The organism is Psychrobacter sp. LV10R520-6, assembly GCF_900182925.1.
Classification (GTDB): Bacteria; Pseudomonadota; Gammaproteobacteria; order Pseudomonadales; family Moraxellaceae; genus Psychrobacter.
In genome coordinates, this window is the sequence record NZ_LT900024.1 from 957,520 (window position 1) to 971,822 (window position 14,303).

Consider the following 14,303-nt stretch of genomic DNA (forward strand, 5'->3'; position numbering starts at 1 on the left):
AAACCTAGTTTCTGATACATTGTTTTTTAGAGTTATTAGTATTCAAAATTATTGGTAGCTAAAAACTAGTGCTTCAAAATATAGCGCAATGCCCAAAAAATATATGACTTCCATAATGCCAGATAATAATAATTCTAATACCCGTATCACAAAACTATCACCGCTGTTGATCAATCAATTGGCAGCCGGTGAAGTAGTGACACGTCCGTCAGCTGTAGTCAAAGAGCTTTTGGAAAATGCGATTGATGCCGGTGCGACCAGTATTGAAGTGCGGATTACTCAAGGCGGCATGGGCATGATTGAGGTTGTGGATAACGGCGTTGGCATTCATCCTGATGACATGGTGATGGCGATTACTCGTCATGCGACCAGCAAAGTCGCTGATATTGCTAACTTGCATGGTATCAGCACATTGGGATTTCGTGGTGAGGCGCTTGCGGCAACGGCAGCGGTTGCGCGTTTGACGCTGACCAGTAGTCATGATGACAGTGGCATTGGCCGTCAGCTACAAGTGGCTGGCGTGTTGGCTGATACGCCAACACTGACGCCTGTTGTGCATACTCAAGGTACAACGATTACAGTAAAGGATTTATACTTTAACGTACCGGCGCGGCGCGGTAACCTGAAATCTATTGGTACTGAGTTTACTCATATTGAAACCATCGTTCGTGAGGTGGCATTGGCGCGCGCGGATGTGACACTAAGCCTTTATCATGATCAAAAAAAACGTTTAACGTTATCGGCAACTTCGATTGGCAGTCCAGTTGGCAACGCAGTCGACAGTAACGACAGCTATCTACCGTTATCGCGTCTTGAGCAAGCACTGGGGCTATCATTAACTGATAATGCGCTGGAAGTAATGGTAGATTTATCTAGCCTATCACACGACTCAAATGCTTCAGCTGGCTATTCTGACAAACAAGCCACTATCAGCGGTTGGTTATGGCCTGTGATTACTAATCAGACCAATCAAACCTCGCAACCATCGTCGCCAAAACTGCTGTATGTGAATGGACGTTTGGTTAAGGAAGCGCTTATTAGCAACCAACTACGCCAGCTTGCAAGTAGTGCCCAGCTTGATGGTATTGGGTATGCGCTGTATTTTGAGCTACCCAACCATTGGCTTAACGTTAATGTGCATCCGACTAAGCAGCGTATCAAAATCAGCCCATTAAATAACATCATGGCACATTTGAGTCATTTTATTGGTCTTAAACTTAAAAGTATTAATATCCCGAAATCGTTAACCCGCGCAACCTCTTCAAAGCAAGGGTCAGATGAAAATTATTTATTTAAAAATGAAGATTCACGCCAGCAAGTGCACGCGCCACAGTCTCAATATCAGCTATCAGATACCAATCAATCAACCAAAAAAAGATCGATAAAACTGTCAGATTTTAGTACTAATAATATATCGTCAGGCCAGCGAGTAGAAGCCGCCAACGCATCACCAAAGGTTACTATCAATACCAATAACAGCATCATCACTGATACGGCTACAGTAACATCTGTTGATCTTCCTTTACCGTATTGTTTGGATGTTATCAGTGATTTATCGAAGAGCCATCAAACTACTTCAGCTTCTATAATCGAGAGCGATAACCTATCACCCTTGCCATGGCTGTTGTTTTATAGCCAAGGTCAATGTTTACTTATTAATGAACAGAATTGGCAAGAAAGTTGGCTAGAGGCGTCTGAGGCTAAACCATATGCACCTGTTTTAGATGAAGAGCCATTTTCTAAACAAAAGCTATCTAAGCAAAAGGATAAGCCAGTTAGCGCTGCTATGATTAATCAGAAAATAAATAGCTATACCGCGCAAATATCGGTTCAACAATTAGCAGGATTTAAAGTCACCCTTGAACAAGCGCTGAGTAATAATGCTCATTCTATTATCAATACCGAGCAGCTACTCAAAGTCATGCTATCATCTGCGTTATCGTAAATTATCACCCTTATTATATAGTCGATTCAAAATAAGAGGGATACTTTTGTAGCAACGTGCTACTGGTATAAATTTTTCTGGCGTGCTGTTCGCAAGCGTGACAGAGGCTGCAAAAAATTCATTCCAGTAGCACTGTGTCTTTTTTAAATTGGATTAACTACAACTACCAGTACGATTATAAAAAGGCCAGTGTATGCAACCACTATCTGATAGCTTATCTCATACTTTGGCTGATAATAGTGTGGTGTGTTTGATGGCACCAACCGCTAGTGGCAAGACCGCCCTTGCTTATGAATTGTATGACACAGGGCGCTATGAGCTCATCTCGGTAGATTCGGCGCTGATATACCGAGATATGAATATCGGTACAGCCAAACCAACGTCTGCTGAGCTGCAACGTTATCCACATCATTTAGTGAATATCATTGATCCCATGCAGAGCTATAGTGTGGCCGAGTTTGTCACTGATGTTGCTGGTCTTATCGATGACTGCCATCAAAACGGTAAAATCCCGCTACTGGTGGGCGGTACTATGATGTATTACATGGCGCTACTTGATGGATTATCGCCTGTACCTGATAGTGACGATAGCGTGCGTGCACAGGTCGAACAATGGCGACAGGCTGAAGGTATCAGCGTCCTTTATGATTATCTGAGTAAGGTTGATACCATCACGCATCAGCGGCTAAAACCTAATGATACTCAGCGTATCACTCGAGCTGTTGAAGTGTACCTGCAAACGGAGATACCAATTAGTGACTGGCAGCGTAAGCCCAAACGAGCATTGGCTCATAATCCTAAACAGCAGTGGCATGCGCTAACAGTAATGCCAGACCGTGCATGGCTACACGACCGTATTGCGCAACGGCTTGATATAATGTGGCAAGAGGAGCTGGTCGCTGAGGTTATTGGTCTACTTGAGCGTTATCCACTCACGCCAAATATGCCCTCAATGCGCTGCGTTGGTTACCGTCAGGTATTAGAATATCTTGTGCATACCGATCATCCGATATTTGAGCAGCCGCATTTGAATAAGGCGTTGTTTTATGCCGCCTTTGAGCAATTTGATGAAACAAATGCTAGGCAAGGCCAGCAAAATAATACGCCAAAACAAACTGTACACCCACTGACGCCCAACAGTCAGACTGAGGCGCTTGCTTGTCATCAAATGCAGAATAAGGCATTATATGCTACAAGACAGCTGGCAAAACGTCAGTACACTTGGTTACGAAAATTGATCCAATTACCTAGTCTACTGTCAGAATCATCGATATTATCTGAGACATTTGACGATGTAAATAACACTGTAAATAGTAATATGAACAACAAGATAATGTTACAGTCCTTTACCACGATGACGCAGGCAAGAGACTACTTGTTTTAATAATTGTTTACACTAACGACTGTCTACGCTAATAACTATTTATGTTAACCACTGTTTGTAGTTGAAGATTTTAAAGGGCAAAAAATATCAGCGACAAATGCTTTTATGAACAGATAAGAAAAATGAATGACAATAAATTTCAAAGTGCAAGTCATATAGCTGTTATAATTTAAAATCGTTAAAATGCTAGTTTATCCGGATCAATTGCTGCCATTATCAATTAGCGTAGATTGATGATTGTTAATAAAAACTATTATAGAAACAAGTGGTTACTTAATTATTTACAATAACAGGGTATTCACGATAAAGTAGATTTACTTAAGAAGATTTAGTGCTTATTTAGATACGTTCCATTAATAAAACTTACTATTGTATCTGCCACCAACCATTATAATTAAACCAGCACTTAAAATAACGATTATTCAAATAATTATACATATAATTTAGGAGAGATTTCATGTCAAAAGGACAAACCCTACAAGATCCGTTCTTGAATTCGCTGCGAAAAGATCGCATTCCTGTGTCTATTTTTTTAGTTAATGGTATTAAATTACAAGGTCAAATTGAATCATTTGACCAATACGTGGTACTACTCAAAAACACGGTCAGCCAAATGGTATATAAACATGCCATATCAACCGTTGTGCCAGCGCGCAACCCTCGTGGTAGCAGCACAACGACAGCAACAGGCAGCAGCACGCCAGCCCAAAGTACAAGTGCAGCCGGGTATCAAGGTGGTGGTATGAGCGGCGGTTTTGAGCGTGGTACCGGTAATGCTGATAGCGCTAGTGGCGGCTTCGAAGAGCGTGGCTTTGCATCTAATCGCAGTGGCTTTAATCGTGGAGGTTTTAGCCAGGGTCAGGATCGTGGCTTTGAAGGCGGTAGCTTTGGTCAAAACCAAGATCGTGGCTTTGAGCGCGGCGGTTTTGGTCAAGATCGTGGCTTTGATGCCCCAACAGACGATACCAGCACTGAAGATAAACCTAAAGATGAGTCTAACGATAGCTAAATAATGAGAATTAAATAACGACAGACAAATAAAGATGTCTTTAACAAGCGCTTTATTTAAGCATCCATTATTAATGCATCATTTATTAAAGAAGGACCTGCTATTATAGTGGGTCTTTCTGATATGAGTAGCCGTATAATTAATGACTGCTGCTGCGCTGTTATAGATTTTGCGCTATATTATTAATATTTACTATAATATAGTAAAATATGTCATTGATTCATTACACGCATTGAGCCAACCCATGATTGACCGTCCATGTAAGCTAACTCACGACCAATTTATCAGTACGGCTATTGACGCTATCAATACTGAAAAGGCAGCGCTGGCATTATTGACTGAACAAATAGATGATCGATTTGCGCAGGCCTGCGATATTATTTTGGCTTGTCAAGGTCGAGTCGTGGTGACAGGCATGGGTAAATCTGGGTTGATTGGCCGCAAGATAGCCGCCACCTTTGCTTCTACCGGGACGCCTTCTTTTTTTATGCATCCGGGTGAGGCAGGGCATGGCGATTTGGGGATGCTGGTAAAAGGCGATGTACTGCTTGCCATTTCAAACTCTGGTGAATCGGATGAAATTAAGATGCTGTTGCCAGTGGTTAAACGCTTGAGTATTCCGCTGATTAGTATCAGTCGTGATCAGCGCGGCATGCTACCTCGGGCGGCTGACATTGTGCTGACACTGGGTAAGTCGCAGGAAGCGTGTCCACTAAATCTAGCTCCCACCTCAAGTACTACTGCTACCTTGGCATTAGGAGACGCGCTGGCAGTTGCGTTAGTACATGCCCGTGACTTCACCTCAGAGGACTTTGCATTATCGCATCCTGCGGGTGCACTTGGGCGTCAGCTATTGACGCGAGTTGAAGATCTAATGCATACCACTGCAGAGAATTTGCCATTAATCAATCAGCAAGCCCCATTACGAGAAGCTTTGTTTATCATGTCCGCTGGACGTTTGGGTATGACGGTTGTGACCGATGAGGCAGAAAGGGTCATTGGTGTATTTACTGATGGTGACTTACGCCGAGGCCTTGAGAAGGGGATTGACCTTCAAACGCCGATGGGTGAGGTAATGGTTACTAATCCACGTCAAGTCAGTAAAACCATGCGTGCCTCTGATGCTCTAAGCGTAATGAACGAAAATGCTATCAGTCAGTTATTGGTCATCGATGAGCAGGGACGCTTAGAAGCTATTATTACTGTGCACGATTTACTAAAAGCAGGTGTAAAATAGATAAATAGCGTCAGTCCCAACTCATAATCAATAATGCCTAAAAAACAGCCTTTAATAAGAGATATATTATGCAAGACTTAATAAAAAAAGCGGGCCAAGTAAAGCTGCTGGTTATGGATGTCGATGGTATTTTATCAAACGGTCAGATTATCTATGATGCTAACGGGGTAGAAACCAAAGCGTTTTCGGTACAAGATGGTGTGGGTGTGAAATCATTGGCACGTTATGGTATTTTAACGGCTATTATTACCGGTCGTAGCAGTCCTATGGTTAATAAGCGTGCTGCTGAGATAGGTGTAGATTATGTGGTACAAGGTCGTGATGATAAGCTAATCGCTTTAAATGAGTTGCTCTCAACCCTTGACCTCACTGCCGCTGATTGTGCTTATATGGGTGATGACTTACCTGATATTAAAGCGATGCAAAGTGTAGGCTTTGCTGCTACTGTGCCTAACGCGCATTCAGAGGTTATTAATCGCAGCGACATGGTCACCACCCGCGCAGGCGGCACTGGTGCAGTACGTGAAGTATGTGATTTAATCCTAAAAGGTCATGGCCATTATCAAGACTTCATTGCGCATTATACGCTTGATGATGCGCAGACAAAGACCCTTAGCAGTACTCAGGCTAACACACAGGATAACTTGTCGTGAATACCCGTGTTTTAATCGTCTTAGCGTTAATTATTGCTGGTATCGCCGGCTGGTTTTTTCAGCAGCAAGGAGAGATATCGCCGCCGGTCAATACAGAAGCTTCAGATGTTGATTATGAGGCCACAGATATCAAGGCGGTACAGACTAACGAGCAAGGTGAAACCGAGTACGAGCTTAACGCTGAATCATTAACTCATAATCCGGTAACCAATCAGGATGAGATGTCGGGTATTACCATGAACTGGAAGCCTTCAGATGAACAGCGCTACCTAATTCAAGCAGGCAGTGCTGCCATCAATCAGCAGACTGGTGAGTTACGTTTGTCAGATGGTTTTACCCTAGTTAGTGAAGATAAGGCTGACAAAAAATCAGACATTGAGCCCATTAAAGTGATTGGTCAAACACTCAAAGGTAATACCAAATCTCGGCAGGTTTATAGTGATGCGCCCGTCAAGGTCGAACAGGGTATGAACCGGTTTGAGGCTTCCAGCATGAAAGCAAATCTTGAAACGGGCGAATATGAATTTGGGAAGGTGGCAGTCACTTTTACCCCAGCTGACCGTCAGGATAAAGCACTGTTTTGATGGCTACAATGTCAATGATATCCCTGATGTTCCTGATGCCTATAAAGAATACTTATAAAGAATGCCGGTGTAATAGACAAAATTCATGCTAAAAAGTAGACGATAGCGGCTAATGGACATAATTCATGCTGGCGGCGCTACTTTGACAATAAAAAGTCTTTAATAAACCGTAGCTTACGTTGTTCGTTTAGACCATGATGACTGTGTAATTGTCGCTTTAACTCACTGAACAAACCTTCAAGAGCATTGGTTGTATTTGGCATATTTAAATGCTCGTATTCTCTATAGGTAAACAACCAGTCACTATTGGTTCGCAAGCTTCGATAAGCACTTCTAAGGCGTCTGTGAGTGTACCAAGTTTTACCGGTTTCAACGTTGATACTCCGCTCATTAAGATAGGCTTCATGAGTGATATACCAGCTGTCTAAGCGCTCTGTGAACCCTGACTTATCATGCTGTGTTACTGTTAAGGACAATCGTCTAAGCTCAATGCTTGCGATCGTTTTAGGACGACGAGTTAGATAACGAGTGACTATCTGTAATTGATGAAACTGGCACATCTGGCAAGGTATGTTGGGAAATAGCTTGTTTAATCCTCGTCTACCATCGCAGGTGATGCTTTGTATATCAACGCCTAACGACTTTATATGGTCAATGCCTTGCTTGTAGGCAGTGTTGGTCTCATGGCTGACTATTTTGTAATGTAAGACCGCTTTAGTACTGTTGTCGATAAATACCATGAGACCAAATTGTCTGCCAAAGTAAGTAGTATCCATGACAATATTGGCCTGATGGGGCAGCTGAATCTTGTATTGGATTTTAACGTTATCCAACCGCCTTTGAATGGTCTTAATACTGCATTGATGTTTGTCAGCCAGTTGTTTGTAAGTTTGTTTGCCTTGCGTGTATTCTTGCCAAAGCAGGGGATTATTTAGTCTTTTACCCCCTAAAAACTGCCGTTTACAGGCTAAGCATTGGTACTGCTGTTTGCCTAGTTTGTGGCCGTTCTTCTTGGTGTGTTTTTCACCACAAAAAGGGCAGTTTTTTGATTCATGGCTTTGTTTCCTTGCAAATACAGACAGTATATAGCTTTAACCTATACGACAGCATGAATTTTGTCCATTACACCAGAATGCCTATAAAGACAGATATTACGCTTTAATTTAAAGCTAGGCTTGAAGATAGCCAAGAGCATGAAGCTTGCAGACCCTATTACTAATTATAAAACGAGTAACTTCTTATGAAATTTAACTTTTTGCCTGCTTTGCGCTCACTATCTAACCGATCCATTCAAATACCGCATGGTTTACGTGCGCTGCCGATGGTAATGCTATTAGCCCTACCATTGTATAGTCATGCGCTGCCCTCAGATGCCAATCAGCAGATCAAACTGTTAGCAGATAAAGCGACTTATAGTGAAAGTACCGGTATTACTAGCTATTCTGGTACTGTGGTCATTACCCAAGGTACGTTCAAGATGACTGCTGATAATATTACGGTGAATTTATCACAGGGTCGCAGCATTAACTCAGCGGTAGCGACTGGACGTCCAGCAACCATGCAACAGGTCGTCACTCAAGAGAAAGGACTGGCTAAAGGGCAAGCCAATAAAATTGATTATAATGCGGTGACGGGAATCGTTACTTTAACCGGCAATGCCAAACTGGTTCAAAATAGTGCGAGTTTTGCGGGTAATGTCATTCGCTATAGCCTAAAAGCAGGCGATGTAGAAGCCACTGCTGGCGGCAATCAGCGCGTTGAGCTGGTATTCCCACCCAGTAATAGTAACAGTCAAAGCAGCATTCGTTAGGCAATGAACATGAATATATGGGTATGCATCAGTGCTTAAATTTTGTAATAGCATGGGTAAGTTATGAGTGATAATAAAAATATTGACCATTTAGCATCAACCAACAGTAATGCTGCCCCAATCGCGCGTTTAACGATGCAAAATTTAGGTAAGCGCTATGGCAAACGCTGGGTCGTTAAGGATGTCTCATTCTCCGTTGAGCAAGGACAAGTCGTTGGGCTATTAGGTCCTAACGGTGCGGGCAAGACGACCAGCTTTTATATGGTGGTAGGTCTGGTCAACATGGATAAAGGCCGTGTTACCTTAGGTAAAATGGATCTATCCAAATATGCTATGCATGAGCGTGCGCGTGCTGGTATTGGCTATTTGCCACAAGAAGCCTCTATATTTCGCAAGTTGTCTATTGAAGACAATATTTTGGCGATTTTACAAACGCGTGCAGAACTGAGCGCCGCTGAGCAACGTCAAGAGCTTGAAAAATTAATTGGTGAGTTCCATTTAGAGCATGTCCGTAATTCACTAGGTATGAGCGTCTCAGGTGGAGAGCGCCGCCGTTGTGAGATTGCGCGTGCCTTGGCAGCTGACCCTAAGTTTATTCTATTAGATGAGCCCTTTGCTGGGGTTGACCCTATCTCTGTTAATGATATTAAAGACGTGATTTTGACTTTAAAAAATCGTGGCATTGGCGTACTAATTACGGATCATAATGTCCGCGATACGCTAGCTATTTGCGAAAAAGCTTATATTGTTTCAGAAGGCTCTATTATTGCTGAGGGCACATCGGAAGAGGTGTTAGGCAATGATTTGGTAAAAAGCGTTTATTTAGGTAAAGATTTTCAGGTGTAAGCTGTCGAGTTGATACCTAGCTTTGTTTTTCTACATTTATTGAAACCAGTCTTGCCCAACGTGTTTTTATGCTCAACATAACTAGCCTTCTTCACTATAGTTGTTTACCTTAAACAGTAATAACAACTGTCCTTACTATCAATTGTTGGCCTCCCATAAACGGTTGTTTTCTCTTAAGCCGTTGTCTTTTTATAAACAGCTACCTGTACAAGCGTAGCGATATTCTATTACTCATTTTTAATGGTTACCCTCAATAAGGCTCATATACTATGGCAAAAAATAAAAGTAGCTATGTCTGCCAGCACTGCGGTGCTCATTTTGGTAAGTGGGCAGGGCAGTGTTCTGATTGTGGCGAATGGAACCGTTTAGTTGAAGCGCCCAATGTCAGCATGCCGCATCATAATAAAAACACCGCTAAGCCCAATGCCGGTCGTGCAGCTCCTCGAAATGCAGGTGGTAGCGCAGCACCTGCGGGGAACTATTCTGGTACACACAGTGCGGTCATGCCGCTCAATGCGGTCAGTGTATCTTTAGATGCGCGTATGCCAACAGGAATCAGTGAATTTGATCGAGTACTGGGTGGTGGATTAGTCGCCGGTTCTGTTGTACTGATAGGCGGTGATCCGGGTATTGGCAAGTCAACTATTTTGCTACAAACAGCCACTAATATGGCGCGTGCTGATTCATTGGCAGGTAGTGCGCTTTATGTGACTGGTGAGGAGTCACTTGCGCAGGTGGCGATGCGTGCTAGGCGTTTAGATCTGCCAGCAGATCGATTGCGGGTATTGGCTGAAACCAACGTAGAAACCATTTGTGCGGCATTAACCCAAGAGCAGCCTGCGATTGCTATTATCGATTCCATTCAAACTATCTATACGGATGCGATTAATTCCGCGCCAGGTGGTGTCAGTCAAATTCGTGAATCTGCTGCGATTCTGACCCGTTATGCCAAGCAAACGGGCACCGCGCTATTTTTGGTTGGGCATGTCACCAAGGAAGGGACGCTAGCAGGGCCACGAGTGCTTGAGCATATGGTGGATACCGTACTGTACTTTGAAGGTCAGTCTGATTCACGCTTTCGTATGATTCGCGCGGTCAAAAATCGCTTTGGTGCGGTTAATGAGCTGGGTATTTTTGGTATGACCGATATGGGGCTCAAAGAAGTAGCCAATCCATCAGCTATATTTTTAAGTCGCTATGATAAACCCGTTGCTGGTTCCGTAGTGATGGTTAGCCGTGAAGGTACGCGTCCACTATTAGTCGAGGTACAGGCCTTAGTTGACGACTCACAAGGACAGCCAAGACGTATGGCGTTAGGTCTTGATTTTCAGCGGTTATCGATGTTGCTGGCAGTTATGCACCGTCACGGTGGTATCCATACTAGTGGACAAGATGTCTATGTGAATGTCGTCGGTGGGGTAAAAGTAATTGAAACCGGCTCTGATCTGGCCGTATTATTGGCTTGTGCTTCCAGTATTAAAGAAAAACCACTACCGTCTTCATTAGCAGTCTTTGGTGAAGTGGGTTTATCCGGTGAAATTCGACCTGTCCCCAACGGACAAGAGCGACTAAAAGAAGCCATGAAGCATGGGTTCAAGCACGCTATCATTCCTAAGTCTAATGCGCCTGCCGCTAATGCTCCGCAGTTTAAAGGTATTAATGTGATTGCCGTAGAACGACTTGATGATGCTATCGAACGTGCGTTTGAATTATAGAGGATGGACTTCCACATTTGAATAATTATTGACAATCAGATCATCTAAATCTAAAACAAAGTGATCTACAGTTAAAAGATCAGGAATCAAACATAAAAAAAGCGCCTAGCTAATAAGTTAGGCGCTTTTTATTTCAGATCTGTGTAGACAGTTAATTCTTTAAAACTAGGGTCCTGAAACGCGTTCAATTGAGACGTTACCAACACCTTTGGCAGTCATACCTAATTGCTTGGCAGCACCATAAGATAAATCCATCACACGGTTACCTGAGAATGGGCCACGGTCATTAACCTTGACAACCACACTTTTACCATTTGTTTTGTTGGTCACTTTGACATAACAGTTTAATGGTAATGAACGGTGAGCCGCGGTTAAGGCGTTCATATCGAAGGTATCACCGCTGGCCGTTTTGCGACCATGAAACTTACGACCATACCAAGAGGCTAAGCCCGTTTGCTTAAATTTTCTTACCGAATTAGACGCTACTGCAGTGAGACGTTCTAATACGTCTTCGTCATTGGTTAATTGCGTAGTATCTTTGGCTAACAATGAACTGTTAAGCGCTAATGATGTTGGTTGACGGGCAGACTTAACCAAACTTGACGCACTGTCATGCTGTCGGGTAAGCTCGCCAAGTACGCGATCTATATGGGAGGCGTTATCTTGAGACAACGTTGCAAGGGTGGTTTTTGTTTCTACCGCATTTGCATTAGAGGCTACTGCAGAACCAGTAAATAAACATACTGACATTGCAAGTAAACCAGATAAACGCTTATTCATAAATACCTCTATAGCTTATACATTAAAACCTAATTCTAAGAATCTTAGGTTGAGCGTGGCAATATCAGATTAATCTAACGATGCCGCATACTCTAAAGCGTCTGACTCAATCCATTATGGTTTATAAAGATTAGTAGTGAGTACTGGCTTTTATAGATTTTAAAGTATGGTAAGTTTTTTATTTGGTTATCATAGGTTTGCAAACGGTAATAAGTACCAGCGAACGCTCATGACATGCTTAATGATAATTAACAATATTAATAAAATTCGTATTATCAGCACTAGAAAATATTAATACTGGTAACACGCTATGTTTATCTAATAGACAAGCTGTTTTAAATTGCTAAATTAATGAAGGATTTAGACAGTGTTGCGTATAATTACTGTCAGTAAACCGTTAATTAAGTAGTGTATTTGAAAGCTTAAAATCTATCAGTTGCTAACTATACGGATAAGCTATAACCAAAATATAATTAAATGCTAACTTTCTTAGTGGCTATGTACGGATTATGTATCAAAGTACAGTTAAACGAGAATAACGCAAATGTTTGTAAAAAACAAGTATTAATATATTCCCAGTATGGCTTAACAATAAGGACGCTATTAAGATGATAAAGCGTAACTATTAGATGGATTAGCGTAACAACAACAAAGACTTAGGAGGATAGTAACCTTGATAGTACTATGATTTTTTAAAAGATTGTTTAAACAAGGTACAAACAAGCAATAATAATAAAATATTAAATTGGCTTAAATAATCTTATTTTGAGCTTTAGAATTCTTATTAATCCGCATTCATATATTAATATTTTGCTTACATAATTCGATTAACTCACTGATTTGAATGTTTTTGTTTGATATATTTTGGTTTTGATTTCAAGCGCAAAAGCCATTTCAGGCTCAGAGATAAAGTCATGTTAAAGCTATCTTAAATTGTCTTAAGTCTTAAAACGGCTATTTATAGTTGATAAAAAATCAAATAGATATAGTCAATGATAAATAAAAGCGACACATAGACAAATGCGTGCAGCTGGCAAAAATTTATCTTAGCCATACTGTATCCGTTTTAAAATGAACTGACTATATTCCTTACTATTCCTTGTTGGCCTCGTTCATTGATTATCGAATCAGAAGTGATAAATTATGGTCTATGGGTATGAATTGACATCAGCAAGCCAAATCCAGCCATCAAAGTCACGACCGCGGTGCCGCCATAACTAATAAACGGCAGAGGGACACCAACGACCGGCAGGATACCGCCGACCATGCCAACATTCACAAACACATAAACAAAGAATGACATAGCTATAGCCCCTGCTAGTAAACGGCTGTAAGTATCAGGGTGAGTGAAGGCAATATATAATGCACGCGATAATAGGCAAGCATAAACGAACATCAGTAGCATGACACCAAATAGACCGAACTCTTCAGAGAAGGCCGCGATAATAAAGTCAGTATGTCCTTCAGGCAAAAAGTGTAGATGTGATTGCGTACCCTCTAGATAACCTTTACCAGTAAGACCGCCTGAACCAATAGCGGTTTTGGACTGAATAATATTCCAGCCAGCACCTTGGATATCAGCTTCTGGGTTGAACAACGTCAGTACCCGTGTGCGCTGATAATCATGTAATAGGAAATTCCAAGCAAAGGCTACTAAGGGTATCGATAGCGCTAGCGCACCTGAGATCATCCGCCATGACAGCCCCGCTAAGAACAACACAAAAATACCACTTGCTGCCACTAGCAGTGAGGTACCAAGATCAGGCTCTTTAGCAATTAGCAACACAGGAATAACGATAAGACCTAACGTTATTACGACACTTGATAGCGACGGCGGTAGATCGCGCTTGGATAAAAACCACGCACACATCATTGGCATACCAAGCTTCATAAACTCCGAGGGTTGCACACTGCCAAATCCTGGCAAATTAATCCAGCGCTGCGCGCCCATCCGTACCTCGCCAATAATGTCGACCAGTACCAACAGTACCAATCCTAAAACATAAAATACGGGGGTAAAGGTGCGATAAATACTGGGCGGTACTTGCGCCATAGCAAACATGACTGTAAACGCGACACCGTAACTGACTATCTGGCGGATGACCATACTGCTATCTTGAGACGAAGCACTGTATAAAATCGTCAAGCCAATACAGCAAATGGTTAGTAAGAGTAGGGTCAACCAAGGATCAATATGAATGCGCTGCCATAGCGTCGGTTCATGACGTTGACTAAAATGATGGCTCTGGCGTGAAAATCGATACTGCGGGTTAGAAGGCATAGGCAAAATAGGGCTGAAGAATGGTGTTAAAGAAAGGGTAGTGTTAAGAAAAAAACCAG

Annotated in this window: 12 protein-coding genes; 9 read left to right on the forward strand and 3 right to left on the reverse strand. The window is 42.2% G+C overall.

Annotated features, from left to right (window positions below; translation table 11 throughout):
- Window positions 1-115 precede the first annotated feature (115 nt).
- The 6 genes from mutL (at window position 116) to lptC (ending at window position 6,812) form a co-directional block, all read left to right on the forward strand.
- Complete coding sequence (gene mutL, locus U1P77_RS03930) at window positions 116-1,945, forward strand: DNA mismatch repair endonuclease MutL (protein WP_321156083.1); 1,830 nt, start codon at window positions 116-118, stop codon at window positions 1,943-1,945.
- Between the two features lie 193 nt (window positions 1,946-2,138).
- On the forward strand, window positions 2,139-3,329 hold the full coding sequence (gene miaA, locus U1P77_RS03935; RefSeq protein WP_321156084.1) for a tRNA (adenosine(37)-N6)-dimethylallyltransferase MiaA: 1,191 nt from the start codon (window positions 2,139-2,141) through the stop codon (window positions 3,327-3,329).
- Window positions 3,330-3,786: 457 nt separating this feature from the next.
- On the forward strand, window positions 3,787-4,338 hold the full coding sequence (gene hfq, locus U1P77_RS03940; protein ID WP_321156085.1) for an RNA chaperone Hfq: 552 nt from the start codon (window positions 3,787-3,789) through the stop codon (window positions 4,336-4,338).
- Window positions 4,339-4,582: 244 nt separating this feature from the next.
- Complete coding sequence (locus U1P77_RS03945; RefSeq protein ID WP_321156086.1) at window positions 4,583-5,575, forward strand: KpsF/GutQ family sugar-phosphate isomerase; 993 nt, start codon at window positions 4,583-4,585, stop codon at window positions 5,573-5,575.
- 68 nt (window positions 5,576-5,643) lie between these two features.
- Complete coding sequence (locus U1P77_RS03950) at window positions 5,644-6,228, forward strand: KdsC family phosphatase (RefSeq protein ID WP_321156087.1); 585 nt, start codon at window positions 5,644-5,646, stop codon at window positions 6,226-6,228.
- Window positions 6,225-6,812 carry an LPS export ABC transporter periplasmic protein LptC gene (gene lptC / locus U1P77_RS03955; RefSeq protein WP_321156088.1) on the forward strand — a complete coding sequence of 196 codons (588 nt, stop codon included), beginning with the start codon at window positions 6,225-6,227 and terminating at the stop codon, window positions 6,810-6,812. The genes U1P77_RS03950 and lptC overlap by 4 nt, the downstream gene beginning before the upstream one ends.
- A gap of 137 nt (window positions 6,813-6,949) precedes the next feature.
- Here the strand turns inward: lptC and U1P77_RS03960 are convergent, their stop codons facing one another.
- The gene (locus U1P77_RS03960) at window positions 6,950-7,588 is read right to left on the reverse strand and encodes an IS256 family transposase, variant Zn-binding type (RefSeq protein WP_321156089.1); all 639 of its coding nucleotides are present in this window, start codon (window positions 7,586-7,588) and stop codon (window positions 6,950-6,952) included.
- Window positions 7,589-8,133: 545 nt separating this feature from the next.
- Here U1P77_RS03960 and lptA point away from each other — a divergent pair.
- The 3 genes from lptA to radA all read left to right on the forward strand — a co-directional run bounded on the left by lptA (window position 8,134) and on the right by radA (window position 11,183).
- The gene (gene lptA / locus U1P77_RS03965) at window positions 8,134-8,622 is read left to right on the forward strand and encodes a lipopolysaccharide transport periplasmic protein LptA (protein ID WP_321156610.1); all 489 of its coding nucleotides are present in this window, start codon (window positions 8,134-8,136) and stop codon (window positions 8,620-8,622) included.
- 63 nt (window positions 8,623-8,685) lie between these two features.
- A complete protein-coding gene (gene lptB / locus U1P77_RS03970; RefSeq protein ID WP_321156090.1) occupies window positions 8,686-9,468 on the forward strand; it encodes an LPS export ABC transporter ATP-binding protein in 783 nt (260 codons plus the stop codon).
- 269 nt (window positions 9,469-9,737) lie between these two features.
- Window positions 9,738-11,183, forward strand: coding sequence for a DNA repair protein RadA (gene radA / locus U1P77_RS03975; protein WP_321156091.1), 1,446 nt, complete (start codon window positions 9,738-9,740; stop codon window positions 11,181-11,183).
- Window positions 11,184-11,348: 165 nt separating this feature from the next.
- On the opposite strand, the gene U1P77_RS03980 is transcribed toward radA, so the two are convergent.
- Entirely contained in the window at window positions 11,349-11,963 is a 615-nt protein-coding gene (locus U1P77_RS03980) for a septal ring lytic transglycosylase RlpA family protein (RefSeq protein ID WP_321156092.1), read from the reverse strand.
- 1,141 nt (window positions 11,964-13,104) lie between these two features.
- Window positions 13,105-14,244: a rod shape-determining protein RodA gene (gene rodA / locus U1P77_RS03985; protein WP_321156611.1), complete on the reverse strand. Its 1,140-nt coding sequence runs from the start codon at window positions 14,242-14,244 to the stop codon at window positions 13,105-13,107.
- Window positions 14,245-14,303 lie beyond the last annotated feature (59 nt).